At 71.3% G+C, this 26,810-nt stretch carries 22 protein-coding genes; 10 read left to right on the top strand and 12 right to left on the bottom strand.

The window, feature by feature from the left end:
- Positions 1-9: 9 nt before the first annotated feature.
- Positions 10-2,229 (bottom strand): transglycosylase domain-containing protein, encoded by a 2,220-nt coding sequence (locus IF20_RS17245; RefSeq protein WP_052866088.1) that lies wholly within the window; start codon positions 2,227-2,229, stop codon positions 10-12.
- Between the two features lie 599 nt (positions 2,230-2,828).
- Here IF20_RS17245 and IF20_RS17240 point away from each other — a divergent pair.
- Entirely contained in the window at positions 2,829-3,167 is a 339-nt protein-coding gene (locus IF20_RS17240) for a WhiB family transcriptional regulator (RefSeq protein WP_052866087.1), read from the top strand.
- A 614-nt stretch (positions 3,168-3,781) separates the two neighbouring features.
- Here IF20_RS17240 and IF20_RS17235 read toward each other — a convergent pair.
- Together IF20_RS17235 and IF20_RS17230 are read right to left on the bottom strand one after the other, a co-directional pair.
- Complete coding sequence (locus IF20_RS17235; protein WP_052866086.1) at positions 3,782-5,173, bottom strand: ArsA family ATPase; 1,392 nt, start codon at positions 5,171-5,173, stop codon at positions 3,782-3,784.
- The gene (locus tag IF20_RS17230) at positions 5,170-6,198 is read right to left on the bottom strand and encodes an ArsA family ATPase (RefSeq protein ID WP_052866085.1); all 1,029 of its coding nucleotides are present in this window, start codon (positions 6,196-6,198) and stop codon (positions 5,170-5,172) included. The genes IF20_RS17235 and IF20_RS17230 overlap by 4 nt, the downstream gene beginning before the upstream one ends.
- Positions 6,199-6,358: 160 nt before the next feature.
- Between IF20_RS17230 and IF20_RS37835 the strand changes: the two genes are divergently transcribed.
- The 4 genes from IF20_RS37835 (at position 6,359) to IF20_RS17215 (ending at position 9,005) form a co-directional block, all read left to right on the top strand.
- Positions 6,359-6,517, top strand: a complete 159-nt coding sequence (locus IF20_RS37835) for a DUF4177 domain-containing protein (protein ID WP_003967454.1) — start codon at positions 6,359-6,361, stop codon at positions 6,515-6,517.
- A complete protein-coding gene (locus tag IF20_RS17225) occupies positions 6,514-6,978 on the top strand; it encodes a RidA family protein (protein ID WP_052866084.1) in 465 nt (154 codons plus the stop codon). The genes IF20_RS37835 and IF20_RS17225 overlap by 4 nt, the downstream gene beginning before the upstream one ends.
- A 282-nt stretch (positions 6,979-7,260) precedes the next feature.
- On the top strand, positions 7,261-8,178 hold the full coding sequence (locus IF20_RS17220) for an NUDIX hydrolase (protein ID WP_052866083.1): 918 nt from the start codon (positions 7,261-7,263) through the stop codon (positions 8,176-8,178).
- Complete coding sequence (locus IF20_RS17215; RefSeq protein ID WP_052866082.1) at positions 8,175-9,005, top strand: MBL fold metallo-hydrolase; 831 nt, start codon at positions 8,175-8,177, stop codon at positions 9,003-9,005. Before IF20_RS17220 ends, IF20_RS17215 begins: the two co-directional genes overlap by 4 nt.
- A 121-nt stretch (positions 9,006-9,126) precedes the next feature.
- On the opposite strand, the gene IF20_RS17210 is transcribed toward IF20_RS17215, so the two are convergent.
- On the bottom strand, positions 9,127-9,801 hold the full coding sequence (locus tag IF20_RS17210; RefSeq protein WP_030260115.1) for a Crp/Fnr family transcriptional regulator: 675 nt from the start codon (positions 9,799-9,801) through the stop codon (positions 9,127-9,129).
- 476 nt (positions 9,802-10,277) lie between these two features.
- Between IF20_RS17210 and nth the strand changes: the two genes are divergently transcribed.
- From nth to IF20_RS17195, 3 genes are all read left to right on the top strand, one after another.
- Complete coding sequence (gene nth / locus IF20_RS17205) at positions 10,278-11,339, top strand: endonuclease III (RefSeq protein ID WP_407702524.1); 1,062 nt, start codon at positions 10,278-10,280, stop codon at positions 11,337-11,339.
- A 74-nt stretch (positions 11,340-11,413) separates the two neighbouring features.
- The gene (locus IF20_RS17200; RefSeq protein WP_052866081.1) at positions 11,414-12,193 is read left to right on the top strand and encodes an NUDIX hydrolase; all 780 of its coding nucleotides are present in this window, start codon (positions 11,414-11,416) and stop codon (positions 12,191-12,193) included.
- A 13-nt stretch (positions 12,194-12,206) separates the two neighbouring features.
- The gene (locus IF20_RS17195) at positions 12,207-13,406 is read left to right on the top strand and encodes a MarP family serine protease (RefSeq protein ID WP_052866419.1); all 1,200 of its coding nucleotides are present in this window, start codon (positions 12,207-12,209) and stop codon (positions 13,404-13,406) included.
- A 117-nt stretch (positions 13,407-13,523) separates the two neighbouring features.
- Here IF20_RS17195 and IF20_RS39990 read toward each other — a convergent pair whose 3' ends face one another.
- From IF20_RS39990 to IF20_RS17165, 7 genes are all read right to left on the bottom strand, one after another.
- Positions 13,524-13,721, bottom strand: coding sequence for a hypothetical protein (locus tag IF20_RS39990; RefSeq protein ID WP_110944252.1), 198 nt, complete (start codon positions 13,719-13,721; stop codon positions 13,524-13,526).
- A gap of 161 nt (positions 13,722-13,882) precedes the next feature.
- Positions 13,883-14,836, bottom strand: a complete 954-nt coding sequence (locus IF20_RS17190) for an alpha/beta fold hydrolase (protein ID WP_052866080.1) — start codon at positions 14,834-14,836, stop codon at positions 13,883-13,885.
- Positions 14,833-15,315, bottom strand: a complete 483-nt coding sequence (locus IF20_RS17185) for a phage holin family protein (RefSeq protein ID WP_052866079.1) — start codon at positions 15,313-15,315, stop codon at positions 14,833-14,835. Before IF20_RS17185 ends, IF20_RS17190 begins: the two co-directional genes overlap by 4 nt.
- A 42-nt stretch (positions 15,316-15,357) precedes the next feature.
- Entirely contained in the window at positions 15,358-16,713 is a 1,356-nt protein-coding gene (gene nhaA, locus IF20_RS17180; protein WP_234426723.1) for a Na+/H+ antiporter NhaA, read from the bottom strand.
- 298 nt (positions 16,714-17,011) lie between these two features.
- The gene (gene acs, locus IF20_RS17175; RefSeq protein WP_052866077.1) at positions 17,012-18,973 is read right to left on the bottom strand and encodes an acetate--CoA ligase; all 1,962 of its coding nucleotides are present in this window, start codon (positions 18,971-18,973) and stop codon (positions 17,012-17,014) included.
- Positions 18,974-19,177: 204 nt separating this feature from the next.
- Positions 19,178-21,520, bottom strand: coding sequence for a bifunctional SulP family inorganic anion transporter/carbonic anhydrase (locus IF20_RS17170; protein WP_110944251.1), 2,343 nt, complete (start codon positions 21,518-21,520; stop codon positions 19,178-19,180).
- A 352-nt stretch (positions 21,521-21,872) separates the two neighbouring features.
- Positions 21,873-22,865 carry an ATP-binding protein gene (locus tag IF20_RS17165; protein WP_052866076.1) on the bottom strand — a complete coding sequence of 331 codons (993 nt, stop codon included), beginning with the start codon at positions 22,863-22,865 and terminating at the stop codon, positions 21,873-21,875.
- A 101-nt stretch (positions 22,866-22,966) separates the two neighbouring features.
- Here IF20_RS17165 and IF20_RS17160 point away from each other — a divergent pair, with 101 nt between their 5' ends.
- Complete coding sequence (locus IF20_RS17160; protein ID WP_052866075.1) at positions 22,967-23,788, top strand: Fic family protein; 822 nt, start codon at positions 22,967-22,969, stop codon at positions 23,786-23,788.
- A 419-nt stretch (positions 23,789-24,207) separates the two neighbouring features.
- Here IF20_RS17160 and IF20_RS17155 read toward each other — a convergent pair whose 3' ends face one another.
- A complete protein-coding gene (locus IF20_RS17155; RefSeq protein ID WP_052866074.1) occupies positions 24,208-25,089 on the bottom strand; it encodes an HAD family hydrolase in 882 nt (293 codons plus the stop codon).
- A 440-nt stretch (positions 25,090-25,529) separates the two neighbouring features.
- Between IF20_RS17155 and ssd the strand changes: the two genes are divergently transcribed.
- A complete protein-coding gene (gene ssd / locus IF20_RS17150; protein WP_234426692.1) occupies positions 25,530-26,708 on the top strand; it encodes a septum site-determining protein Ssd in 1,179 nt (392 codons plus the stop codon).
- The last annotated feature ends 102 nt before the right edge of the window (positions 26,709-26,810 follow it).

Genomic DNA, 26,810 nt, shown 5'->3' with positions numbered 1-26,810 from the left:
GAGCCGCGCTCAGCGGTTCTGGCCGCGGCCGTGTCCGCCGCCCGGCCAGTTCCAGCCGCCGTCGCCGCCCCCTATGACGTCCGGCAGGTCCGGCAGGTCGGGAAGGTCGATGCCGCCACCGCCGGGCTTGTCGTCGGAACCGCCGGACGGCGGCTTGGCCCGGTCCTTCTTCTTGTCCTTGGGGTTGTGGATCGGCACCGTGTGGAAGCCCGGCGCGGGCTTGCCGGCCAGCGCGCCGGCCATCGCGTCCCGCCAGATCGGCCCGGGCACCTGGCCACCGAAGACCTTGTCGTACGGGCGGCCGCCGATGTTGATGTCGACCATGCGCCGCTTGTGCTCGGGGTCGCCGACCCACACCGCGCCCGCCATGTTCGGGGTGTAGCCCACGAACCAGGCGGCGTAACGGCCGTCCGTCGTACCGGTCTTGCCCGCGCTGGGCCGGCTGCTGAGGCCGGCCTCCTTGCCGGTGCCGTCCTCCACGACGCCCTGCAGCAGGGTGTTGATGGTGTCGGCCGTCTTCTCCGACATGGCCCGGCGGCAGCTGGTCTGCGGGACCTTCATCGCCTTGCCGTTCGGGCCGGTGATCGACTCGATGGCGACCGGCGTGCAGTACTCACCGCGGTTGGCGAACGCCGCGTACCCCGCCGCCATGGTCAGCGGCGACATCTCCTGCGTGCCCAGGGTGATCGACGGTACCTGGTCGATGTCCTTGCCGTCGGCGCGCTTGATCCCCATCTTGTCGGCCATCTTCGTGACCGGGCAGATGCCGACGTCGCTGATCAGCGACACGAAGTAGGTGTTGACCGACTTGGCGGTCGCCTCCTTCATGCCGTACGGGCCCTTCTCGCTGCGGTTCTCGTTCTCCACCGGAGCGCTGCCCCGCCACATGCCCTTGCAGGTGGAGACCGGGCTCGGGTACTGCATCTGGTACGGGGAGGGGTAGACCTTGTTCGGGCTGACGCCCTGCTCTATGGCGGCCGCCGCGATCACCGGCTTGAAGGTCGAACCGGGCTGGTAACCGGCGCCGCCGCCCATGTCACCGTCCACCGACAGGTTCATCTGGGTCTGGTGCGCCTTGAAGCCGTACGGCCGGGACTGGCCCATGCCGCGGATCTTGCCGCTGCCCGGCTCGACCAGGGCCGCCGCGGTGGCGACCGGGTCCGAGTCGTACACGTGATCGCTCACGGACTTCTGCACGGCCTTCTGGGCCTGCGGATCCAGCGTCGTACGGATCGTCATGCCGCCGCGCTGCCAGCGGGCCAGCCGGGCCTTGGGCGTCTTGCCGAAGACCGGGTCGTTCAGGAACGCCTCGCGGACGTAGTCGCAGAAGAAGCCGGCGCCGTCGACGGCGGTGATGCAGCCGTTGCGCGGGGTGCTGACGTGCAGCACGATCGGCTTCTTCGCGGCGGCGTCGGCCTGCGCCTGGGTGATGTCGTGGACGTCGGCCATCCGTTGCAGCACGGTGTTGCGCCGCTTGGTCGCCTCCTCTTCGTCGTTGACCGGGTCGTACCGGCTCGGCGACTGGACGATGCCGGCCAGCAGCGCGGACTCGGAGAGGTTCAGGTCCTTGGCGGGCTTGCTGAAGTAGCGCTGGGCCGCGGCCTCGACGCCGTACGCCTGCTGCCCGAAGAAGGTGATGTTCAGGTAGTTCTGCAGGATCTTCTTCTTGCCCAGCTCCTTCTCGACCTGGATCGCGTACTTCAGCTCGCGGACCTTGCGGCCGATGGTCTGCTGGGTGGCCTCGGCGACCTTGTCCCGGTCGTTGCCCGCCTCCTCGACGAAGACGTTCTTCACGTACTGCTGCGTCAGCGTCGAGGCGCCCTGGGAGACCCCGCCGGACTGCGCGTTCTTGTTGACCGCGCGCAGGATGCCCTTCATGTCGATCGCGCCGTGCTGATAGAAGCGCGAGTCCTCGATGGCGACGATCGCCTTCTGCATGTACGGGGAGATGTCCTTCAGGTCCACCACCGTGCGGTTGCGGAAGTAGACCTTGGCGATCTCGCCGCCGTTGGCGTCCAGGATCGTCGTCCGCTGGCTCAGCGGTGGCGTCTTCATGTTGGACGGGATCTCGTCGAACCCCTCGACCGTCCCCTTGGCGGCGAGGCCCAGCGCGCCGGCGGCGGGGAGTGCCAGGCCCGCCAGTACGGCTCCGGCCAGGACGCTCACGCCGAGGAACTTCGCGGCCTGCTGGCTCGCGGTGAGGCCACCACCGTCGCGCTTCTTACCCATGAAAGCACCCTAATCCGTTGGCATGGACGTTCCGAGGCAGCGGGTGCCTCCCGGAATGTTCGAGTACCGGATCGTGACATCGGAGGAGCCCGGGTGGGCTATGCCAGACGGCGTAACGGTGTGCGGTCCCGGACCGGAGAAGCACTGTTCGACGGTGAGGGGGCACGGCTTCATCGGACGGGCGGTTCGGCGTGGTGCCCCGGCAACGTGAGGCGCCTAGGTTCTCAATCACCGGACAGGGGCGCATCTGTTCGCATACTCTGTTCACGCCTGTCACTCGAACGTGGTTCCGCACCAGCACATCGCTGTTTTCCGCCGCGGGGCCGGTGACCGGATTGCCTGTATGCGCCGTCCGCGTGCCTTCGTGGCGCGTGGGAAACACCCCGAACTGTCCTGGCCTGCCAGAAAAGCGACGTATGCCCTGCGCTCACTCCGTTGGGTGATCTGCCGCATACGCATAGTCCGTTCGGACCATTCAAGATTGGGCCCGAAGGGGGTGTTGCGCCCTGCCTGCCTTCCGTAACGTCCTCAACTGGCAACGGTGAATATGCCGTTTGCCGCCGTGGGGGAGCCTCGATTCGGGAGAGGACGGCGCCAGCATGAGCTGGGTAACCGACTGGAGTGCACAGGCAGCCTGCCGCACGACCGATCCGGATGAGCTGTTCGTTCAAGGGGCAGCCCAGAACCGCGCCAAGGCGGTCTGCACCGGATGCCCCGTGCGGACCGAGTGCCTTGCCGACGCCCTGGACAACCGCGTCGAATTCGGCGTATGGGGCGGGATGACGGAGCGGGAGCGGAGGGCGTTGCTGCGCCGCCGCCCGACCGTCACCTCGTGGCGTCGGCTGCTGGAAACGGCTCGTACGGAATACGAACGCAGCGCGGGAATCCTCGTGGACTGCGAAGAAGAGGAGTTCGACAACTTCGCCGCGGTCGGCTGAGCCGGCCCGTGGCGCCCGGCGTCGGCCGGGGCATGAACACCCGGTGCAGGACCGACCGGGCAGGGTGAGCGCCGATTGCGGCACGGCCGCCGGCGCTTGAGTCGGCGCGCGATCGCCGCGTTCACGAGCGTGGTGGAAGTGCGGCACGTGGCGGTGGCTTCGGCCGCCGTCGTGCACCGTCGCGCACGCAGGTCGGCGCGGGATGCGCTGCATCGCGCCACGACATCATCGAGCCACGACACCATGCTTGCCTCGCGCCACGACACCATGCCTGCGTCGCTGCCGTGTCGGCTTGTCGAGGACGTGTCGGGAGGCGGACGCCCCCTCGGCCCTCCGCACTGCCGTCGCGTGGTCCCCCTAATTCCTCTCCCCTTGGCACGCCCTGCTCACTGACCACGGCGTTCACCGGCCGTGCGACGTTCACCGGCCACGACTGCGTTCACCGGCCACGACTACGTTCACCGGCCATGACTACGTTCACTGGTCACACAGCTGGGCTCGCTGTGTCCGTACGGGCCGTGAGCCGTGCCCGTGCAGGCGCGTATCCAGGTAGGCGCGCGCCCGAAAGGGCAGGCCCAGTAGCTCGCGGATGGTTCGCGCTGATGGTCGGGCCGTCAGCTCGCGTCGTTGCCCGCTTTCTTCTTGTACGCCTCGTCCGCGTGTCCGGACGTGAGCCGGTCGCCGATCTCGCGCAGCCCCGAGACGTCATGGACGTCACCGGGCAGCGCGGCGATCTCGGCCACCGGTACTTCCGGGTGCAGCGCGGTGAAGCGGTCGCGGGTGCGCCGCTCGCGCGCCAGAACCTGCATGCGTTCGGCGTGCAGGGTCAGCAGGCCGGCGGCCAGACGGGCCGACCGGGCCTCGGGGGACTGCTTCGATTCGGGAGTTACGGAGGGGTCGTGCTGCTGCAGCGCCGGCGCAGCGGGGGAGGAAGCGTCGGCGGTACGTGATCCAGTCTTCCCGTCCTCGAGATCCACAATTCCGCCGTCGCCAAGATTTTCGGTGTCTTCCTCGCCCGCCGAACCGGAGTTCCCGGTTCCGGCCAGGTCGGTCAGCGCTTCGGCCGCCGCCAGCGCCCGCTCGGCGCTCAACTGGTCGGCCCCGCTGCCGTGCACACGGTTCAGCACCAGACCCGCCAGCGGCATCTGCTCGGCGGCCAGCCGCTCCACGAAGTACGCCGCCTCGCGCAGCGCGTCCCGCTCGGGCGCGGCCACCACCAGGAAGGCCGTGCCGGGCGCCTGCAGCAGCCGGTACGTGGCGTCCGCGCGGGTGCGGAAGCCGCCGAACATGGTGTCCATGGCGGCCACGAACGTCTGGACGTCCTTGAGGAGCTGGCCGCCCATCAGCTTGCTGAGCGTGCCGGTCATCATCGACATGCCGACGTTCAGGAACTTCATCCCGGCCCGGCCGCCGACCTTCGCGGGCGCCATCAGGACCCGGATGAACTTGCCGTCCAGGAAGGACCCCAGCCGCTTGGGCGCGTCCAGGAAGTCCAGCGCGGACCGGCTCGGCGGGGTGTCGACAATGATCAGGTCCCACTCGTCGCGGGAGCGCAGCTGGCCCAGCTTCTCCATGGCCATGTACTCCTGCGTACCGGCGAACCCGGCCGACAGGGACTGGTAGAAGGGGTTCTCCAGGATGGCCCTGGCCCGCTCCTTGTCCGCGTGCGCCTCGACGATCTCGTCGAACGTGCGCTTCATGTCCAGCATCATCGCGTACAGCTCGCCGCGGCCATCGGGGCCGCGTACGTCCTTGACCTGCCGTGGGACGTTGTCCAGTTCGGAGATGCCCATCGACTGCGCGAGCCGGCGGGCCGGGTCGATGGTGAGGACGACGGCTCGCCGGCCGCGTTCCGCCGCGCGGACGCCGAGCGCGGCCGCGGTGGTGGTCTTCCCGACGCCGCCCGCGCCGCAGCAGACGATGATGCGGGTCTGCGGGTCGTCGAGCAGCGTGTCCACGTCCAGATGCGGAGCCGAAGCGTCCAAGGTCGTGTGCTCCGATGTCATATCGGTCCCTGTGTCCGCAGGTCCCGGGCCAGCCGGTAGAGCCCCGCGAGGTCCACGCCCTCGGGGAGCTGCTCCAGCTCGTACGTGGGCAGCCCGAGCCCGGTGATCTCGGTGTGTTCCGCGCGCTCCAGCGCGACCCGCTCGGCGTGCTCGCGGGCCTGCTCCAGCAGCGGATCGATGAGTCGCTCGGCGCGGCCGCCGCGGCGCGCCCCGCCGAGCCCAGCGCTGGAGAGCGCCGTGGCGATGCCCGCGCGGGCGCCGTTCGCGGCCAGGTCCACCTCGTCGGGGTCCAGGACGGGCGGCCGGACCATGTTGATGACCACGCCGCCCACAGGAAGCCCGGCGGCGCGCAGCTCGGCGACGCCGTCGACGGTCTCCTGGACGGGCATCTCCTCCAGCAGCGTCACCAGGTGGACGGCCGTCTCGGGTGACTTCAGCACCCGCATGACGGCCTGCGCCTGATTGTGGATCGGCCCTATCTTCGCGAGCCCCGCGACCTCGTCGTTGACGTTCAGGAAGCGCGTGATGCGGCCCGTGGGCGGCGCGTCCATGACGACCGCGTCGTATACGAAGCGCCCGTGCTTGTCCTTGCGGCGAACGGCCTCGCAGGCCTTGCCGGTCAGCAGGACGTCCCGCAGCCCCGGCGCGATGGTCGTGGCGAAGTCGATCGCGCCGAGCTTCTTCAGGGCGCGTCCGGCACCGCCGAGTTTGTAGAACATCTGGAGGTAGTCCAGCAGCGCGCGCTCGGCATCGATGGCCAGCGCGTACACCTCGCCCGCCCGTCTCCCGCCACCGCCCCGGGAGGAATCGCTACGCGATGCCCCTGCTGAATCAGGAGCTACCGCGATCTTGCGCTCTTCATAAGGCAGCGCCTCGGTCTCGAAAACTTGGGCAATGCCCTGCCGGCCCTCGACCTCGACCAGGAGGGTGCGCTGCCCCTCGGTGGCCAGGGCGAGGGCGAGGGCGGCGGCGACCGTGGTCTTGCCGGTACCGCCCTTGCCGCTGACGACATGGAGCCTGCTCACGCCATGGAGCCTAACCAGTCCGCCTCCCGGCTACGCACGGGACGCCGGGCCTGTCGTGTATGCCTCGGTCGGTGGCGCCCCCGAGGGGCCTCGGAGGCGCGTACGGGGGTGCCGCGGGCGCGCGTCCTCGGCGACCCTGTACAGGCATTACGCTCGCCCCATGACGAAGTGGGAATACGCGACCGTGCCGCTGCTGGTGCACGCGACGAAGCAGATTCTGGACACCTGGGGCGAGGACGGCTGGGAGCTGGTCCAGGTCGTGCCGGGCCCGAACAACCCTGAGCAGCTCGTGGCCTACCTGAAGCGGGAGAAGGCATGAGCCAGGTCGAGGACAAGATCCAGTCGCTCGGCCTGAAGCTCCCCGACGTCGTACCGCCGCTGGCCGCCTACCAGCCGGCCGTGCGCTCCGGGAACTACGTGTTCACCTCCGGCCAGCTGCCGATGGTGGACGGTGCCCTGCCCGCCACCGGCAAGGTCGGTGCCGAGGTCGGCGCCGAGCAGGCCAAGGAACTGGCCGCCGTCTGCGCGCTGAACGCGCTGGCCGCCGTGAAGTCCGTGACCGGCGACCTGGACAAGATCGTCCGGGTCGTGAAGGTCGTCGGCTTCGTGGCCTCCGCGCAGGACTTCACCGGCCAGCCCGGCGTCGTCAACGGCGCCAGCGAGCTGCTCGGCGAGATCCTCGGCGACAAGGGCGTACACGCCCGCTCCGCCGTGGGCGTGGCCGTGCTGCCGATCGACGCGCCGGTCGAGGTCGAGATCCAGGTCGAGATCGCGGACTGAGCGGCCGACCGGACGACGGACTCCGAGGGGCGGTACGGACCGCGGCACGAGCCGCGGCCGGTACCGCCCCTCGTTTTCTCGGGGCTCCTTCGTGTCTGCGGGCCCTAGCGTCTTCAAGGTCCGGCTTCCTCGTGTCCTCGTGCCCTCGTGGCCGCCGCCTCGCTCGCCTACGGGGCCGGTGGCCCACCGCTCTCTCGTGCACCGTGGTCAGCGGCCCCTGTAGGGCGCGACCGGGACCGGTGCCCCCTCGAACATCCGCGCGTGAACGCATAGCATCCGGCCATGTCGACGACGACCAACGGCCAGTGGTATCCGCCCGAATGGCCGGACCGGATCCGGGCGCTCGCCAGTGGGGAGCTGACGCCGGTCGCCCCCCGAAGAGCGGCGACCGTCATGCTCCTGCGCGACTCCGGTCAGGGCCCGGCCGTCCACATGCTGCGCCGGCGCGCCTCCATGGCCTTCGCGGCCGGCGCGTACGCGTACCCGGGCGGCTCCGTCGACCCTCGTGACGAGCGGCCGGTGGCCTGGGCCGGGCCCTCGCGCGCCGAGTGGGCCGCCCGGCTGGGCGTCGAGGAGGCCGTGGCGCAGGCGGTGGTCTGCGCGGCGGTCCGCGAGACCTTCGAAGAGGCCGGCGTCCTGCTCGCGGGGCCCTCGGCCGGCACCGTCGTCGCCGACACCACCGGGGACGACTGGGAGGCCGACCGCGCCGCTCTGGTGGCCCGTGAGCTGTCGTTCGCCGACTTCCTGGAGCGCCGGGGCCTGGTGCTCCGGAGCGACCTGCTGGGGGCCTGGGCGCGCTGGATCACCCCCGAGTTCGAGCCCCGGCGCTACGACACGTGGTTCTTCGTGGCCGCGCTCCCCGAGGGCCAGCGCACGCGCAACGCCTCCACGGAGGCCGACCGTACGGTGTGGACCCGGCCCGCCGAGGCCGCCGCCGGCTACGACCGCGGCGAGCTGCTGATGATGCCGCCGACCATCGCCACGCTGCGCACCCTGGCGCCGCACGGCAGCGCCGCCGACGCGCTCGCCGCGGCGGCCCGGCAGGACCTCACCCCCGTGCTGGCGCGCGCGGAGCTCGTCGAGGGGGAGATCGTGCTGAGCTGGCCGGGTCACGAAGAGTTCACCAAACACATCCCCTCGGGCGCGGCGGCCGGCCACGGTGGCGCCGCGTCCGGCTCCCCCGAAGGGCCTGCCGTATGACCGACGCAGCCGCACTCCCCGGCCAGCCGCGCGGCGGCGTCCTCTCCGGCGCCGCGACGGCCCGCGCGTACTGCGTACTGGCCCCTAACCCGTCCGCCATGACCCTGGACGGCACCAACACCTGGATCGTCGCGGAGCCGGACTCCGACCGCGCCGTGGTCATCGATCCGGGGCCGCTGGACGAAGGACACCTGAAGGCGGTCGTGGACACCGTCGAGCGGGCCGGCCGGCGCGTCGCGCTCACCCTGCTCACCCACGGGCACCCCGACCACGCCGAGGGCGCCGCCCGCTTCGCCGAGCTGACCCGTACGCCGGTACGGGCCCTGGACCCCGCGCTGCGCCTCGGCGACGAGGGGCTGGCCGCCGGGGACGTGATCACGACCGGCGGCCTGGAGCTGCGCGTCGTGCCCACGCCGGGACACACGGCCGACTCGCTCTCGTTCCATCTGCCGGCCGACGCGGCCGTGCTGACCGGCGACACGATCCTCGGACGCGGTACGACGGTGGTGGCACACCCCGACGGCCGCCTCGGCGACTACCTGGACTCGCTGCGGCTGCTGCGCTCCCTGACGGTCGACGACGGCGTGACCACGGTCCTGCCGGGCCACGGGCCGGTGCTGAACGACGCACAGGGGGCCGTGGAGTTCTACCTCGCCCACCGGGCGAAGCGGCTCGCCCAGGTGGAGACGGCCGTCGAGGCGGGCCGCCGTACGGCCGCGGACGTCGTCGCCCACGTGTACGCCGACGTCGACCGCTCCCTGTGGCCCGCGGCGGAGCTGTCCGTACGGGCACAGCTGGACTACCTGGGCGAGCACGGGCTCGTCTGAGGGGCCGCCCACGGGGCTGCCCGTGAGCCGGTCCGCGCGCCGGTCGGGGCATACGAAAGGCCCCACCGGAGCGGGGCCCTTTCGTAGTGCCGCGTGACGCGTGTGCGTACGGGGCGGTGTGTCAGCGGGAGCGCTTCGCGAGGCGCTCGACGTCCAGGAGGATCACCGCGCGGGCCTCCAGGCGCAGCCAGCCACGGCCGGCGAAGTCCGCGAGCGCCTTGTTGACCGTCTCCCGGGAGGCGCCGACCAGCTGGGCCAGCTCTTCCTGGGTGAGGTCGTGGACGACGTGGATGCCTTCCTCGGACTGCACGCCGAAGCGGCGCGAGAGGTCCAGGAGGGCGCGCGCCACACGGCCCGGCACGTCGGAGAAGACCAGGTCGGACATCTGGTCGTTGGTCTTGCGCAGCCGGCGGGCGACGGCGCGCAGCAGGGCCGTGGCCACCTCCGGGCGGGCGTTCAGCCAGGGCTGCAGGTCGCCGTGGCCCAGCCCCAGCAGCTTCACCTCGGTGAGCGCCGTACCCGTGGCCGTGCGCGGGCCCGGGTCGAAGAGGGACAGCTCACCGATGAGCTCACCGGGACCGAGGACGGCGAGCATGTTCTCGCGGCCGTCGGGGGAAGTGCGGTGGAGCTTCACCTTGCCGTCGGTGACCACGTACAGGCGGTCGCCCGGGTCCCCTTCGTGGAACAGGGCGTCACCACGGGCAAGCGTGACCTCGGTCATCGAGGCACGCAGCTCGGCAGCCTGCTCGTCATCGAGCGCCGCGAAGAGCGGTGCGCGCCGCAGAACGTCGTCCACGAGTTCTCTCCTTGTCGACATGCTCCGGGTGACGTAGGTCCCCATCATGCCGGAATGCAAAACAGTGCGATCAATCACAAGGATGCCGGACAGGTGTCCGCCGCCATAAGGCAGGGGGCCGATTGGAGTCGCGATTCCTGGTGATCGGGCCGGATGTCGGTGGGTGGCCGTAGTCTGGCCGAGTGTCCAATACGCCGGTGAGAGCACAGGACAAGGGGGCCGGACGAGTGAGCGCAGGCCGCGATTCTGCTGTGGGCGAACAGGCGAGCGCGAATGCCGCGAAGCCTTCGAAAGCGGACTCGAAGCTGGTGGGGTCCGTTACCGCCAAAAGGGCTCCTGCGGCGGAGAAGGCCGGGGTGACGGAGGTGTCGGACGCCTCCGCGCCAACCACCGCCGACCCGGAATCGGGCACGGTGGGCACCCATAGGGAACCGGCCACCACGAGGCAGCCGGCTGCGACCGCGGAGAAGAGCACGGTGACGGCGAAGAAGAGCACGTCAGAGGCCAAGAGGAGCGCTCCGGCCGCGAAGCGGACGGCTGCCGCGGGGAAGAAGTCGGCCGCCCCCGGAAAGGCCGCCGGAACCGCCGCCGAAAAGACCGCGAAGGCGAAGAAAACCGTCGCGGTGAAGAAGACCGCGGACGGAAAAAGCGCGCCTGAGAAGACCGCGGCCAAGAAGACCACGGCGAAGAAGGCCGCGGACAAGAAGGCCGCGGGCAAGAAGACCGCCGCGGCGAAAAAGACCGCGGCGCCCGAGGCCCCGGCCGCCCGTAAGGCCGAGTCCCGCGTCGCCCTGGTGCGCCGCGCCCGCCGGATGAACCGCGAGCTCGCCGAGGTCTATCCGTACGCCCACCCGGAGCTGGACTTCCGCAACTCCTTCGAGTTGCTCGTCGCCACCGTCCTGTCGGCCCAGACCACCGACCTGCGGGTCAACCAGACCACCCCGGCCCTCTTCGCCGCGTATCCGACGCCCGAGGACATGGCCGCCGCCGACCCCGAGGCGCTGGAGGAGCTGATCCGCCCGACCGGCTTCTTCCGGGCGAAGGCGAAGTCCCTGCTCGGCCTGTCGTCCGCGCTGCGCGACCGGTTCGGCGGTGAGGTGCCCGGCCGACTGGAGGACCTGGTCACCCTGCCCGGCGTGGGCCGCAAGACCGCCAACGTGGTGCTCGGCAACGCCTTCGGCGTCCCGGGCCTCACCGTCGACACGCACTTCGGGCGACTGGTGCGCCGCTTCGGGTGGACCACGCAGCAGGACCCGGAGAAGGTCGAGGCGGAGATCGCCGAGATCTTCCCCAAGAGCGAGTGGACGATGCTCTCGCACCGCCTGATCTTCCACGGCCGCCGCGTCTGCCACTCCCGCAAGCCCGCCTGCGGTGCCTGCCCCGTCGCGCCGCTGTGCCCGTCGTACGGCGAGGGCGAGACCGACCCGGAGAAGGCGAAGAAGCTGCTCAAGTACGAGATGGGCGGCAAGCCGGGCCAGCGGCTGCGGCCCCCGGCCGACTTCCCCGGCCCGCCCGCGCCGCCTCTGGGGGCCGCATGACGGCCGGCCGACGGAGAGCGGCCCGGACCGGGGCGTCGGGGTGACCATCGCAGTGAGGGCCTGAGGGGGCGCGTATGACGAGAGCACAGGAGACCGCACGAGGGGCGTACGACCAGGACGCCCACGGACGGCGGACGGACGGCCGGACGGGGTACGGAGAGCGGGCAGCCGGCGCGGGGGCGGTCGCCGCGGACGTACGGGTCACGACCGAGGGCCTGCCGGCGTGGCTGCGGCCGGTGGCGGACGCGGCGGCGACGGTCGAGCCGCATCAGCTGAGCCGCTTCCTGCCGCCCGCGAGCGGTGGCCGGCAGTCGGCCGTGCTGATCCTCTTCGGAGAGGGCGCTCGCGGCCCCGAGTTGCTGCTCATGGAGCGCGCCGGGACGCTGCGCTCGCACGCGGGTCAGCCCTCCTTCCCCGGCGGTTCGCTGGACCCGGAGGACGGCGACCCGGACGGTGACGGTCCGCTGCGGGCCGCGCTGCGCGAGGCCTGGGAGGAGACCGGCCTGGACCCGTCCGGTGTGCAGCTCTTCGGTGTGCTGCCCCGGCTCTACATCCCGGTGAGCGGCTTCGTGGTGACACCGGTGCTCGGCTGGTGGCGCGAGCCCAGCCCGGTCGGCGCGGTCGACCAGGCGGAGACGGCCCGGGTGTTCACGGTTCCCGTGGCCGATCTCACGGACCCCGCGCACCGCGTGACGTCCCGCCATCCGAGTGGCCACGTCGGCCCGGCCTTCACCGTCGAAGGGGCTCTGGTCTGGGGTTTCACCGCCGGTCTCATCGACCGCATCCTGCATTACGCGGGGTGGGAAGTGGACTGGGACCGGGACAAGCAGGTCCCGCTCGACTGGCGCTCATGAGACGGTGGCGGGCGTGAACGTCCTGGACATCCTGCTGTTGGTCGCTGCCGTGTGGTTCGCGGTCGTCGGTTATCGCCAAGGTTTCGTCGTCGGCATCCTGTCCGTGATCGGATTCCTCGGTGGCGGTCTGATCGCGGTCTACCTGCTGCCCGTGATCTGGAACGAAGTGACCGAGGACGCCACACCGGGCTCCTTCGCCGCCATCGCGGCGGTCGCCATCGTGATCGTGTGCGCCTCCGTGGGGCAGGCGCTCACCACGCACCTGGGCAACAAGCTCCGGAGATACATCACCTGGTCCCCGGCGCGCGCCCTGGACGCCACGGGCGGCGCGCTGGTGAACGTCGTGGCGATGCTGCTGGTGGCCTGGCTGATCGGCTCGGCGCTTGCGGGCACGTCCCTGCCGACGCTCGGCAAGGAGGTACGGAACTCCAAGGTGCTGCTGGGCGTTTCCCGGGTGATCCCTGCGCAGGCGGACACCTGGTTCGCCGACTTCTCCTCCGTCCTCGCGCAGAACGGCTTCCCGCAGGTCTTCACGCCGTTCTCCAACGAGCCGATCCAGGAGGTCGAGCCGCCGGACCCGGCGCTGGCCGGCAGCCCGGTCGCGGCCCGCGCCAAGCAGAGCATCGTGAAGGTCGTCGGCACGGCCACCGGCTGCGCCAAGGTCCTCGAAGGCAGCGGCTTCGTGTTCGCCCCGCACCGCGTCATGACCAACGCGCATGTCGTGGGCGGCGTGACCGAGCCGACCGTGCAGATCGGCGGCGAGGGACAGCGGTACGACGCGAAGGTCGTGCTGTACGACTGGCGGCGCGACATCGCCGTACTGGACGTCCCGGCCCTGCAGGCGCCCGCGCTGCGCTTCACCGACCAGGACGCGCGCAGCGGCAACAGCGCGATCGTCGCCGGCTTCCCCGAGAACGGCGGCTACGACGTCCGCTCGGCCCGCGTGCGGGGCCGCATCCAGGCCAACGGCCCGGACATCTACCACCGCGACACGGTCGCCCGCGATGTGTACTCCCTGTACGCCACGGTCCGGCAGGGCAACTCCGGCGGCCCGCTGCTCACGCCGGACGGCAGGGTCTACGGCGTGGTCTTCGCCAAGTCCCTGGACGACGACAGCACGGGGTACGCCCTGACGGCCGACGAGGTCCGCAGCGACATCCAGCGGGGCCGTACGGCCCAGCGGCAGGTCGACAGCCAGGGCTGCGCGATGTGAGAAGGGACCCGGAGCGGCCGCTGCCGCTCCCGGGAGCCCGCCGGGCCTTCCTGGGCGCCCGCCGTCCTGCGAGCCCGTCCAGCGGGCTCCTGGCGGCGCGGCCCCGGCGGTCCGGGGTCAGCTCCGCGGATGGCGGAGCCGCGCGGTCATCCAGCGCGCACGGCGGCGCAAGATACGCGGGATGCCGAGTGGATCGGCGAGCTCATGAGGTCCGCCCGCCCGGAGGTCAGGGGCGCTCCTCTCCTTGGTGCCCAGCGCAGCGGCGTTGCTGCGGCGGTTGCGTGCCACGTCACGGTAGTCGTGCGTCCAGCCCATACCCTCGTCTCTGCCCGTGCCCCGCGGTCCGTAACCGCACCGGTGTCGGTCAATTGGCGTATGCGCGAGGCAAGTGGCTGTTCGTCAGACGGGCGTTCGTATCCGTTCGGCGGGGCGTCACTTCCGTCACCCGAACACCGCTGACGAGGGCGTCCGTGGGCTCACCGGTCCGGCTCGGGGTCCTGCAGCCAGTTGATGAGCTCGGCGGTGAAGCCGACCGGATCCTCTTCGTGGGGGAAGTGCCCCAGGCCGTCGAAGAGCCGCCAGCGGTAGGGCGCCTCGACGTACTCGCCGGAGCCGGCCGCGCTGCGGGTACGCATCACCGGGTCGAGGGACCCGTGAAGGTGCAGCGTCGGCACCCGCACCGGCCACTTCATCCGGCGGTTGAACTGGATCCCGTCCGGCCGCGCCATCGACCGCACCATCCAGCGGTACGGCTCGATCGAGCAGTGCGCCGTGGACGGGATGGTCATCGCCCTCCGGTACGCCTCGACCGCGTCGTCCTCGGGCAGCCGCGGCCCGGACCAGTCCCGGATCATCCGGCCGACCAGCGCCGCGTCGTCCGCGACCAGGGCCCGCTCGGGCAGCCAGGGCCGCTGGAAGCTCCAGATGTGCGAGGAGCGGCGGCTCTGCTTCATGTCGGCGAGCATGGCCGAGCGCCAGCGCCGCGGGTGCGGCATCGAGGACACCACGAGCCGCCGGACGAGCTTCGGCCGCATCACCGCGGCCGTCCAGGCCAGGTAGCCGCCCAGGTCGTGCCCCACGATCGCGGCGTCCGGCTCGCCGAGCGAGCGCACCACGCCGGTGATGTCCAGCGCGAGGTTGGCCGGGTCGTAGCCACGGGGCGTGCGGTCGCTGCCGCCCACGCCCCGTAGATCCATCGCCACCGCCCGGAAGCCCGCCTCGGCGAGCGCGGGCAGCTGGTACCGCCAGGCCCACCAGAACTGCGGGAAGCCGTGCAGCAGCAGTACCAGCGGCCCGTCGCCCATCTCGGCGATGTGGAACCGCGCGCCGTTGGCCGCGACGTCCCGGTGGGTCACTTCTTGCCCACCGGGGAGGTCGAGCCGTACGACCGAGGCGGGCGAGAGCGCCGGCGAGGATTCGGAAGCCGTCATACGGCCGAGCGTGTCACACTCTCGACCGCCGGGTGCTCCTCCACGGCCGGCCGCGGGTGCGGCTTGACGTTCCCCAGCACGGCCGCGGTCTGCTTGGCCGACGCGACGGTCTTCTGCGGCCCCTTGCCGGCCTTGGCCTTCTTGAAGAAGACCAGGGCGATCAGGCCCAGCAACCCGGCGACCAGCACGTTGGCCGCGAAGGAGAGCAGGAAGCAGACCGAGAGGTGCCAGCCGCTCCACGCCTGGATGCCGTAGGCCAGCGCGAAGCTGAGCATCGGGAGGGAGAAGAGCAGCACGATCGCCGCCGCCCCGCCCGCCAGTCCGCCGACGCCGGCCCGCTTCACGTCGTTCCGCAGCTCGGCCTTGGCCAGCGCGATCTCGTCGTGGACCAGCGCGGACACTTCGGTGGTGGCGTGGGCCACCAGCTGTCCGAGGCTGCGGTCCGTGCCGCGGGCCGCGCCGTCGTCTGCTGTGCTCATCGACTGCTCCCGTTCTCTGTCTCCTGGTGATTACCTCTCAGATCATGCCGGACCATCCTGCCCGGCGTCGGAGGCGGCGGCCACCTCGGCCCGTCGTCGGTGTTCGGCCGCCTTCTCTTCGAGGAGGGCGGCCATCCGGAGGTGGTAGGCGGGGGTGCCCTCTTCGTAGATGTCCGGGATGCCGTCCCGGTCCTCGTCGCGGTTCTCCTCCTCGTACAGGCGCCGGTACTTGGCGTTGCGGACCTTCAACAGCACGGTGGCCAGCACGGCCGCCGTCAGGGACCCCGTCAGCACGGCGGCCTTGATCTCGTCGGTGAGCACCGGGTCCGAGGCGAACGCCAGCTCGCCGATGAGCAGGGAGACCGTGAAGCCGATGCCGGCCAGCGCCGATACGGCGAAGACGTCCGGCCACTTCAGGTCGGGGTTGAGCGAGGCCTTGGTCAGCCGGGTGGTCAGCCACGTGCCGCCGAAGATGCCGACCGCCTTGCCGAGGACCAGGCCGAGCACCACCCCGAGCGTCTCCGGCCGGGTGAAGACGTCGTGCAGCGCGCCCCCTGAGACCGATACGCCGGCCGAGAAGAGGGCGAACAGCGGGACCGCGAGGCCGGCCGACAGGGGGCGCACGAGGTGCTCGATGTGCTCGCCGGGGGAGTGCGGCTCACCCTCGCGCCGGTGGCAGCGGAGCATCAGGCCCATGGCCACGCCCGCGATGGTCGCGTGCACGCCGCTGTTGTACATCAGGCCCCAGATGACCAGCGCGAGCGGTACGTACACGTACCAGCCGCGTACTCCCTTGCGCAGCAGTACGAAGAAGACGCCCAGCCCGAGTGCCGCGCCGCCGAGCGCCCAGAAGTTGAGGGTGGAGGTGAAGAAGACCGCGATGATCAGGATGGCGAAGAGGTCGTCGACGACGGCCAGGGTCAGCAGGAACGCGCGGAGTGCGGAGGGCAGGGACGTACCGATGACGGCCAGTACGGCCAGGGCGAAGGCGATGTCCGTCGCGGTGGGGACCGCCCAGCCGTCCAGCGAGCCGCCGCCCGTGGTGGTGACGACGGTGTAGACGACCGCGGGCATGACCATGCCGCACAGCGCCGCGACGACCGGCAGCGCGGCGGCCTTGGGGTCGCGCAGCTCGCCCGCGACCAGCTCGCGCTTGAGCTCGATGCCGGCCACGAAGAAGAAGACCGCCAGCAGGCCGTCGGCCGCCCAGTGCTGGAGGGAGAGGTCCAGGCCGAGGGAGGCCGGTCCGAGATGGAAGCCGCGCACCGCTTCGTAGCTGTCGCCGAGCGGGGTGTTGGCCCAGATCAGCGCGATCACCGCGGCGACCAGCAGCAGAACGCCGCCCACGGTCTCCGTGCGGAGGAGATCCGTGAGGTGGTTCCGCTCGGGCAGGGACATCCGTCCGAGGAGGACGGAGCGGCGGGGAGCGGGCGAGTTCACGCGGGGACCTCCGGGCGGCAGCTGAGCATGGCTGTGGCAGTTGCCGACCAGACTTCCCGGCGCACCCTGAGCGTTTCGCGTATTTCTTGACGCGTTCTTCACTGTACCCGGGTGGCGCACAAGCGATCCAGCGATCTTGGGCGTGCGGACATACCGGGCTTTGCGGGCCGGGGCGTCGGCCGCTGGTGAGGCCGCGTACGCAGCGGGGCGCCCCGCCGGCGTACGGCGGGGCGCCCCTCTGTGGTGCGTACCGGTCTCAGTCCTCGCTCGGCGCGCTCGACAGCTGGGACTGGATCAGCCCCATGACCGAGGAGTCGGTCAGCGTCGAGACGTCACCCATGTCCCGGTTCTCGGCGACATCGCGCAGCAGCCGGCGCATGATCTTGCCGGAGCGGGTCTTGGGCAGCTCCTGGACCGGCAGGATGCGCTTGGGCTTGGCGATCGGGCCCAGGCTCTGCGCGACATGCGCCCGGAGCTCGTTGACCAGGGCCTCGTCCTGCTCGACGCCGCCGCGCAGGATCACGAAGGCGCAGATGGACTGGGTGGTCTGCGGGTCGGTGGCGCCCACGACGGCGGCCTCGGCCACCTTGGGGTGCGAGACCAGCGCGGACTCGACCTCGGTGGTGGAGATGTTGTGGCCGGAGACCAGCATGACGTCGTCGACCCGGCCCAGCAGCCAGACGTCGCCGTCCTCGTCCTTCTTCGCGCCGTCGCCGGCGAAGTACTTGCCCTCGAAGCGCGACCAGTAGGTGTCGAGGTAGCGCTGGTCGTCGCCCCAGATGGTGCGCAGCATGGACGGCCAGGGCTCGGTCAGGACGAGGTAACCACCGCCGCCATTGGGCACCTCGTTGGCCTCGTCGTCGACCACGGTCGCCGCGATGCCGGGCAGCGGCACCTGCGCGGAGCCGGGCTTGGCGGCCGTGACGCCGGGCAGCGGGCTGAGCATGATGCCGCCGGTCTCGGTCTGCCACCAGGTGTCCACGACCGGCGTCCGGTCGGCCCCGATGTGCTTGCGGTACCAGATCCACGCCTCGGGGTTGATCGGCTCGCCGACCGAACCCAGCACGCGCAGGCTGGACAGGTCGAACTTGGCGGGGATGTCGTCGCCCCACTTCATGGCGGCCCGGATCGCGGTCGGCGCGGTGTACAGGATCGTCACGCCGTACTTCTGGACGATCTCCCACCAGCGGCCCTGGTGCGGGGTGTCGGGCGTGCCCTCGTAGAGCACCTCGGTCGCGCCGTTGGAGAGCGGGCCGTAGGTGATGTACGAGTGGCCGGTCACCCAGCCGACGTCGGCGGTGCACCAGTAGACGTCGGTCTCCGGCTTGAGGTCGAAGACCGCGTGGTGGGTGTACGAGACCTGGGTGAGGTAGCCGCCCGTGGTGTGCAGGATGCCCTTGGGCTTACCCGTCGTGCCCGAGGTGTACAGGATGAACAGCGGGTGCTCGGCATCGAAGGCCTGCGGGGTGTGCTGGTCGCTCTGCTGGTCGACGAGTTCGTGCCACCAGACGTCGCGCCCCTCCATCCAGGCGGTGTCCTGGCCGGTGCGGCGGACCACGAGGACGTTGCGCACGTTCTCCGTGCCGGGCTTGGTCAGCGCCTCGTCCACGGCGGGCTTGAGCGCGGAGGGCTTGCCCCTGCGGTAGCCGCCGTCGGAGGTGATCACGACGCGGGCGTCCGCGTCGTTGATGCGGGTGGCCAGCGCGTCGGCGGAGAAGCCGCCGAAGACCACCGAATGGGGCGCGCCCAGACGGGCGCACGCCAGCATGGCGATGACCGTCTCCGGGATCATCGGCATGTAGATCGCGACGCGGTCGCCGGCCTCGACACCCAGCGACGTCAGCGCGTTGGCGGCCTTGGAGACCTCGCGCTGCAGCTCGGCGTAGGTGAGGGAGCGGGTGTCGCCGGGCTCGCCCTCGAAGTGGATGGCCACCCGGTCGCCGTTGCCCGCCTCGACGTGCCGGTCGACGCAGTTGTACGCGACGTTGAGCTTGCCGTCGGCGAACCACCTCGCGAACGGCGCGTTCGTCCAGTCCAGCGTCTGGGTGGGCTCGGTGGCCCAGGTCAGACGCTTCGCCTGCTCGGCCCAGAAGCCCAGCCGGTCCGCCGCGGCCTGCTCGTACGCCGCCGCCTTGACGTTGGCGTTCGCGGCCAGGTCGGCGGGCGGCGCGAACCGCCGCTCCTCCTTCATCAAGTTGGCCAGGCTCTCGTTGCTCACGGCATCTCCCAGTCTCAGGGCGTCCGGTGTGTCCCGGCCTTAGCTCATCAGCCGATGGGGCGCTCTGACAAGGGCTGTTGATAAATATTGGTGTAGACCTTTTGCTGTTCTTGAGGTCGGCGGGCCCATCCGCCGAGGTGCCGCACGGGACACGACCGCCGCAGGTCACGGCGGTCGGCCCGGCCACCGGGGCGAGTTCGGGCGCTACGCGGTGACCGGCGTGGCCCCGGGCTGCACGGCCGAGAACCGGTCGGATCCGTGCTCCAGGACGTACGCCTGTGCCTCACCCACGTGAAAGTACATCCCGTGCAGGTCGAGCGTCCCCTCGGCCACGCGCCGCGCCACGCACTGATGCGACATCAGGTGGTCGAGCTGCTGCATGACGTTGACGAGCGCCAGCCGCTCCAGATCGTCGGCGACCGGCCGCTCGGCCAGCCGGACGTGCGCGCCTTCCGGCCGCTGCATCCGGTCCAGGCTCGGGTGGCCGTGCCGCAGCCAGCGTGCGAGCGGGGTTTGCGCGCCGGCTTCATGGCGGTGCGAGCCGAGGAGCGCCTGCATCGCGCCGCACCCCGAGTGCCCGCACACGGTGATCGAGCCGACCTTCAGCACCTCGACGGCGTACTCGATGGCGGCGCCCACGGAGTCGCAGGCGGCCTCCGTGCCCGGTGGCGGCATCAGATTGCCGATGTTGCGCACCGTGAAGAGGTCACCCGGCCCACTCGACGTGATCATGCTGGTGACGAGGCGGGAGTCGGCACACGTCAGGAAGAGGTTCGTGGGCCGCTGCCCCTCCCGGGCGAGCCGCGCCAGCTCCTCCCGGACGAGCGGCGCGGTGTGCCGCTGGAAGGCGCTGACCCCGCCCAGCAGCTGGCCGCCGCCCAAAAGCTGGACGTCGTCGGTGCCGGTGGGCGGCGCGGGTCGGGTGCAGTGATGGTTGCGCCACGGCGTCCAGGGGCGGCAGGAGTGCGGGCCGCCCGGCTCACCGATGGGCCGGCCGCCGCGCCCGCCCACGGTGACCTCGCCGCCGCGCGCCCGGTGCGCGTTCGACCAGGACCGGAGCGCCTCGTAGGCGGCGTGGTCCATGAACGAGCCGTACAGCTCGACGACCGCGTGAGCCCTCGCGGGCACCTGCGCCAGCGCCCGGGTCAGCCGCGGTACGGCCAGGAACGTCAACTGGCCGGTCACGCGCACCTGGTGCCGCGCGCCGTCCTCGATGACCGAGACCCGGGTGTGGGTGAGCCGGCGCAGCGCCAGGAAGACGGCGACCGTGACGCCCAGGCCGACGCCCTGCAGCACCCCGAAGATCACCACACCGCCCAGCGTGACGGCGTAGACCGGGAACTCGCGGTGCCGCTGTACGTGCCGGATGTGCGCGAAGCTGACCATCCGTACGCCCACGAGCATCACCAACGCGGCGAGCGCGGCCAGCGGGATCATCTCCAGCGCCCCGGCGAGCAGCCCGGAGCACAGCACCACCCACACGCCGTGCAGCACCGTCGACGCGCGCCCCGTCGCCCCCGCCTTCACGTTCGCCGAGCCGCGCATGGCGCCGCCGGCGATCGGCAGGCCGCCCAGCAGTCCGGAGAGGACGTTCGACGCACCCTGACCGGCCAGCTCACGGCCCAGGTGGGTGCCTCCCGGGCGGGCGCCGGGCTGCTCGGCGGCCAGCTTGTCGACCGCGACGGCCGACAGCAGCGACTCCATGCTCGCCACGAGCGTGACCGTCAGCACGGCGGCGACCAGGCCGAGCAGCGGCCCGTCCGGGAGTGCCGGCAGTGTCGGCGCCTCCCACGAGGGCAGCTCGACCCGCGGCACTACGAAGGCCGCGCTCAGGGCGGTGGCCGCGGCGACCGCGGGCAGCGGCGCGGGAATCCTGCGCAGCGCGTGTCCCACGCGCCCGGGCAGCCGGGGCCAGCCGGCCAGGACGGCGACGGTGAGCGCGGCGATCACCACGGAACCGCCGTGCAGCCGCGTCAGCTGGCCGGGCAGCTCCGCGATGTTGGTGAGCGAGGAGCTGTGCGCGTCGCCGCCGAGCACCACGTGCAGCTGGCCGAGCGCGATGGTCACACCGATGCCGGCGAGCATGCCGTGCACGATGGCCGGGCTGATCGCGAGCGCCGCGCGGGCCACCCGGAGCGCGCCCAGCAGGAGCTGCGCGAGCCCGGCCAGCACGGTGATGGCGCATGTGGTCCGCCAGCCGTACCGCTGTACGAGGTCGCCGGTGACGATGAGAAGACCGGTGGCGGCGCCGCTGACCTGAAGCGGGGCGCCGCCGAGCAGGCCCGCCACGAGGCCGCCGACGGCCGCCGCGATGAGCCCGGCCTGTGGGGGCGCGCCGATGGCCAGCGCGATGCCCAGCGAGAGGGGGATGGCGATCAGGAAGATGACGAAGGAAGCACCGAGGTCGCGGCGCCAGTCCTCGCCGGGGGCGCGGTGGAAGAGCCGGAACAGCCCTTCTGAGTCCCGCTGTCTGTCGTGGTCCTGCTGCTCGGTACGCGGGTCCTGGGGACCCTGCGCGGCCGGCTCGGATGCGTGAGGCTGCGGCATTCCCGTCTCCTCCGGGGCGACGCGGCCGCGCTCGGGGCGCGGTCGTGGGCGGCGGTGTACTGCGGGGCTGAGCCGGCCGGGAGGCGTCGCGGTAAGTGACGGTCCGGTGACTCTTCGGCGTCGGTAAAGAGATCGTAATGACGCGTCGGATCGCCACGAAGCCGTGGCGGGCAAACGGGCTGATTGTTCCGCCCATCAGGTGAACGTTCGCGCTCGTTGTCGGCGTGTGCGCTGCCGGGGAGGCGGGCGCCGCCTCGGCGCCGGAGCCGCTCGTGAAGGCCTGCCGGTGGGGCGTTCCCGCCGGCGGGCGCCCCGGTGGGACCGGGTTCCGGGGCGAGCCGCCGTGCGGCCGTCAGGCGGGCTGTGGCGCGGCCGTGGCCGGCGCCTCGGAGAGCACGAAGCCGGGGTCGACCTGGGACGCCAGGTCGACCCCGGTCTTCCCGTTGCCCCAGCTCTCGGCGTTCCTCAGGTGGAAGTGCACCATCTGCCGGGTGTAGCGCTCCCAGTCGCGTCCCTCGTACGCGGCGTCGGCGGCGGCGTGCAGCGTGCGCAGCGCCTTCCGGTTGGCGTCCTCCAGCTCCACGAAGGGCGCCGGTCGGCCCTTCTCCATGGCGCGGACCCAATCGGACTGGCCGCACGTCACCAGCAGGTCGTCGCCCACCTGGTCGCACAGGAAGGCGAGGTCGTCCGGGCCCTGCACCTTGTTGCCGACGACCTTGAGCTCGACCCCGAAGTCCCGCGCGTACTCCTTGTACTGGCGGTACACGGCGACGCCCTTACGGGTCGGCTCGGCCACCAGGAAGGTGACGTCGAAGCGGGTGAACATGCCCGAGGCGAACGAGTCCGAGCCCGCCGTCATGTCGACGACCACGTACTCCTCGCGACCGTCCACGAGGTGGTTCAGGCACAGCTCCACCGCGCCGACCTTGGAGTGGTAGCAGGCCACCCCGAGGTCGGACTCGGTGAACGGCCCGGTGGCCATGAGCCGGACCGTGCGGTCGCCGAGGTGTACGTGGCGCGCGCAGGCGGCGTACACCGGGTTGTCCTCGACGACCCGCAGCAGCCGGGAGCCGGCACCCGGCGGCGTCGTCTTGATCATCGTCTCGGCGGAGGTGATGCGCGGGTTGGCGCCCCGCAAGTAGTCCTTGATGAGCGGGAGGTGGGCGCCCATCGCGGGGAGCGCGGCGGCCTGGCTCTCGTCCAGGCCGAGCGCGGCCCCCAGGTGTTGGTTGATGTCGGCGTCCACCGCGATCACGGGGACGCCGTCGGCAGCGAGGTGGCGGATGAACAGCGAGGACAGCGTGGTCTTGCCACTACCGCCCTTGCCTACGAAAGCGATCTTCATGTTCACGAAGCGTAATTGCGACTTTGCTCAACGTGAGGGGTTTACGTGAAGAAGACCACTCCAACGAGGGGTCCGCCCTTGCGGTGCGTAGGGTCGTCCCCATGAGTACGACAGCCGACCCGCTCGCGACCCTTGCCTCGCTCCCCGGTGTCGCCGACAGCGTGGACTCCGTACGCAAGAGCATCGACCGGGTCTACGGGCACCGGGTCATGCGCCGTCGCAGCAACGAGGTCACCGCGGAGGCTGCGCTGCGCAGCGCGCGCGGCTCGGCGGCCCTGTCCGATGCCGACTGGGCGCTGGAAGAGGTGCGCAGGCGGACGGACTTCAGTAGCGACGCGGAGGCGCGCACCGTAGGTGCGGCGCTGCGGCTGTCGGCCGAGGCGGGGCAGCTCCTGAGTGTGTGGCGGCAGTCGCCCCTTCGGGTGCTGGCACGGCTGCACCTCGTGGCGGCCGGTGGCGACGCGCCCGATGAGAGCGTGGGCCGGCCGCGGCTGGCCGGTGAAGCCGTGGACGAGCCGCTGATCGAGCTGGCGCTGCCGGACGCCGACGAGGTGGCCGGCCGGCTGGACGGGCTGGCGCGCCTGCTGCTGTCGGGGACGGAGGCCCCGGCGCTGGTGACGGCCGCCGTGGTGCACGGTGAGCTGCTCGCGCTGCGGCCCTTCGGATCCTGCAACGGCCTGGTGGCGCGTACGGCGGAACGTATCGTCCTGGTCGGCAGCGGCCTCGACCCGAAGTCCATCTGCCCGTCGGAGGTCGGCTACGCGGAGCTGGGCCGGGCGGCATACGTGGCGGCCCTGGAGAACTACGTCTCCGGTACTCCGGAGGGGATGGCCGCCTGGATCGCCCACTGCGGGCGCGCGGTCGAACTCGGCGCGCGGGAGAGCACGGCGGTGTGCGAGGCACTGCAACGAGGCGCTGCGTAAAGGGGCTCTCGGGCCCGGACGTACGAGGGCCACTCGGGCCCGGACAAAGGGTTGCGGCGGTACCTGATCCTGCTCGGTACCGCCGCGCTGCACGTCCGCCGGGTTACCAAGCGTGCTCGATAGTTGCCGACAGGTCGGAGTCTTTGTCCGTCACCTGATGCGGCTGGCCCGTAATCGACGGGTCGGCGTCGCGTGGGTGCCTGGCGTTCGTGCGCGGTCCGTGGGCCTTACTGCGTTACAGGTTTTCCTCTCGGAGATCCTTGGTCTCGCGGGCCGTCAATTCCTTTGTACTCCTGCGGCCCGGCAAGCGGAACCCCTCGCTGCACATCTTTACTTTTACCTTCAAAAGAGGACGATTCAGGCGCGTGCGCAGCGTGTGCCGCGTGCGCAGCGTCGGGCTGCGGTGAGGGGCCGGCGGCTCAGGTCGAGAGGGCGCGCGCCGGCGCACCGCGGCGCCGGCTGGCGTACCAGACCAGGCCCGCCGTGGCGGCCGCCGCACCCACCGCGGCGGCGACCAGTGCCGGGCGTGCCGGCATGGCCAGCGACGGGATCCGCTGCTTCAGCCGGACCGGCCGGCTGAAGGTGAGCACCGGCCAGCCACGGGAGGCGGCCTCGCGGCGCAGCGCGCGGTCGGGGTTGACCGCGTGCGGGTGGCCGACGGCCGACAGCATCGGGAGGTCCGTCGCCGAGTCGCTGTACGCGTAGCAGCGTGCGAGGTCGTACCCCTCGGACACGGCCAGTTCCCGGATCGCCTCGGCCTTGGTGGGGCCGTAGGCGTAGTACTCGATCTCGCCCGTGAAGCGGCCGTCCGCGCCGACGATCATCCGCGTGGCCACCACCCGGTCGGCTCCCAGCAGCTCTCCGATGGGCTCGACCACCTCGGCGCCGGAGGTGGAGACGATGACGACGTCCCGCCCGGCGGTGTGGTGCTCCTCGATGAGGGAGGCCGCCTCGTCGTAGATGAGGGGATCGATCAGGTCGTGGAGGGTCTCGGCGACGATCGCCCGTACCTGGGCCACGTCCCACCCACGGCAGAGCGCGGAGAGGTACTCCCGCATCCGCTCCATCTGGTCGTGGTCCGCACCGCCCGCGAGGAAGACGAACTGCGCGTACGCGGTACGCAGCGCGGCCCTCCGATTGATCAGGCCGCCTTGGTAGAACGACTTGCTGAAGGTCAGCGTGCTCGACTTAGCAATGACTGTCTTGTCCAGGTCGAAGAACGCGGCCGTCCGAGGAGCCGAGTGGGGTGCTGAAGGAAGCGAGCTTCGGTTTTCCACAAGGCGAGCATAGGGGGGCACCATTCGGCGTAAGGTGTGGCGCGTGGGTTTGCCTGAGAAGGCTCTCGGGTACACCATGGAAGTCACGGATCGTTCGCGACCGTGCTAACCCGGCCCGACTCCTCCCCCCCCGAGTCGGCCGTGGGGACGACCCCCGCTCTCCCCCCCGGCGGGGGTCGTCGCATGTCCGGACCCGTTTCTGGGCCGCGGGGGCACCTCTTTGATCTTCCTTTGGCGGTCGGTCGCCGTGCGCTGCCACGCGCGCCGTTCGTAACTTACCGTAATCAGAAGGATGCTCTCAGGAATTTTGCCAAAGTCGCTGGTATAGGTGACCGGGATATTCACAGCCCCAGTAGTTGTCCACAGTTTTCGACCAAGATCCACGTGATTTTCCGGATCGCTGCACCGTGAAAGTCCGCGAAGTTCGCGGATGTGTGAGTTGTGTAGCGACAGGGGGACAGAACGTGGTCGGAAGCAACGATTCAGATGGGGCGGAGCGCGACGCGCAAGAGCCCGGCCCGTTGATCGTCACGGAGGACGAGAATCTCCTCGATGATCTTCTGAGGCTCTGCGCGGCGGCGGGCACGATGCCGGCCGTGACGCATGGCGGGGGTGCCGGTACGGCCGGCTGGGACTCGGCCCCGCTGGTGATCGTCGGGGAGGACTGCATCGACCGGCTGCGAGGCGTCGGCCGCCGGCCCGGCGTCGTCCTCATCGGGCAGCAGCCGGACGACACCCGCGTGTGGCAGCAGGCCGTCGAGATCGGCGCCGAGCGGGTCCTCGGGCTGCCGGACGGCGAGAGCTGGCTGGTGGACCGCATCGCCGACGCGGTGGAAGGAGACGGGCGCCCGGCCCTCACGGTGGGCGTCCTCGGCGGCCGGGGCGGCTCCGGCGCGAGCACCCTGGCCTGTGCCCTGGCGGTGACGGCAGCGCGCCAGGGACACCGGACGATACTGATCGACGCCGACCCCCTCGGCGGTGGCCTCGACGTCCTGCTCGGCGGCGAGCGGGAGAAGGGACTGCGCTGGCCTGCCTTCGCCGAGTCCCGCGGCCGGGTCGGTGGCGGTGCCCTGGCCGACTCCTTGCCGCGGCTGCACGCGCTCCGCGTACTGAGCTGGGACCGCGGCGAGTCGGTGACGATCCCGCCGACGGCCATGCGCGCGGTGATGTCGGCGGCACGCAGGCGCGGCGGCATCGTGGTCGTGGACCTGCCGCGCCGCCTCGACGGAGCCGTCGCGGAAGCGCTCGCCCAGATCGACGTGGGGCTGCTGCTGATCCCCGCCGAGCTGCGCGCGACGGCAGCGGCGGGGCGCGTCGCCGCCTCGGCCCGCACTCTCCTGCGTGATCTGCGCGTCGTGGCGCGCGAGACGCCGGGGCCCGGTCTGCCGGACGGCGAACCGGCCCGACTGCTCGCCCTGCCGCCGGTCGGCACCCTGCCGTGGGACCCGCACCTTGCGGAGTCCCTCGGCCGAGGCATCCCACCAGGAGCTCATCCGCGGGCACCACTGAGCCGGTTCTGCACGGAGTTCTGGGCCCGAGTGCTGGACGGACCGGAGCCCGCGCGCCCCTGCCACCAGGGGCGTGGCGTACCCGGTCTCGGAGTCGGCAGCCGTTCCTGGCTCGACGAGGGCGGCCTCTCATGAACGGTCTTCCTCTTGTGCACGGCCTCCCTCGCATGAACGGCTTCGCTCGCATGAACGGCTTGAGTGCCCGACTCAAGGACCCGGATCCGGCCGGCTTCGTGG

Source organism: Streptomyces niger, assembly GCF_000718305.1.
GTDB classification, from domain to species: Bacteria; Actinomycetota; Actinomycetes; order Streptomycetales; family Streptomycetaceae; genus Streptomyces; species Streptomyces niger.
The sequence above is the reverse complement of the archived record's forward strand: the minus strand, read 5'-3'. Positions and strand labels throughout refer to the sequence as shown.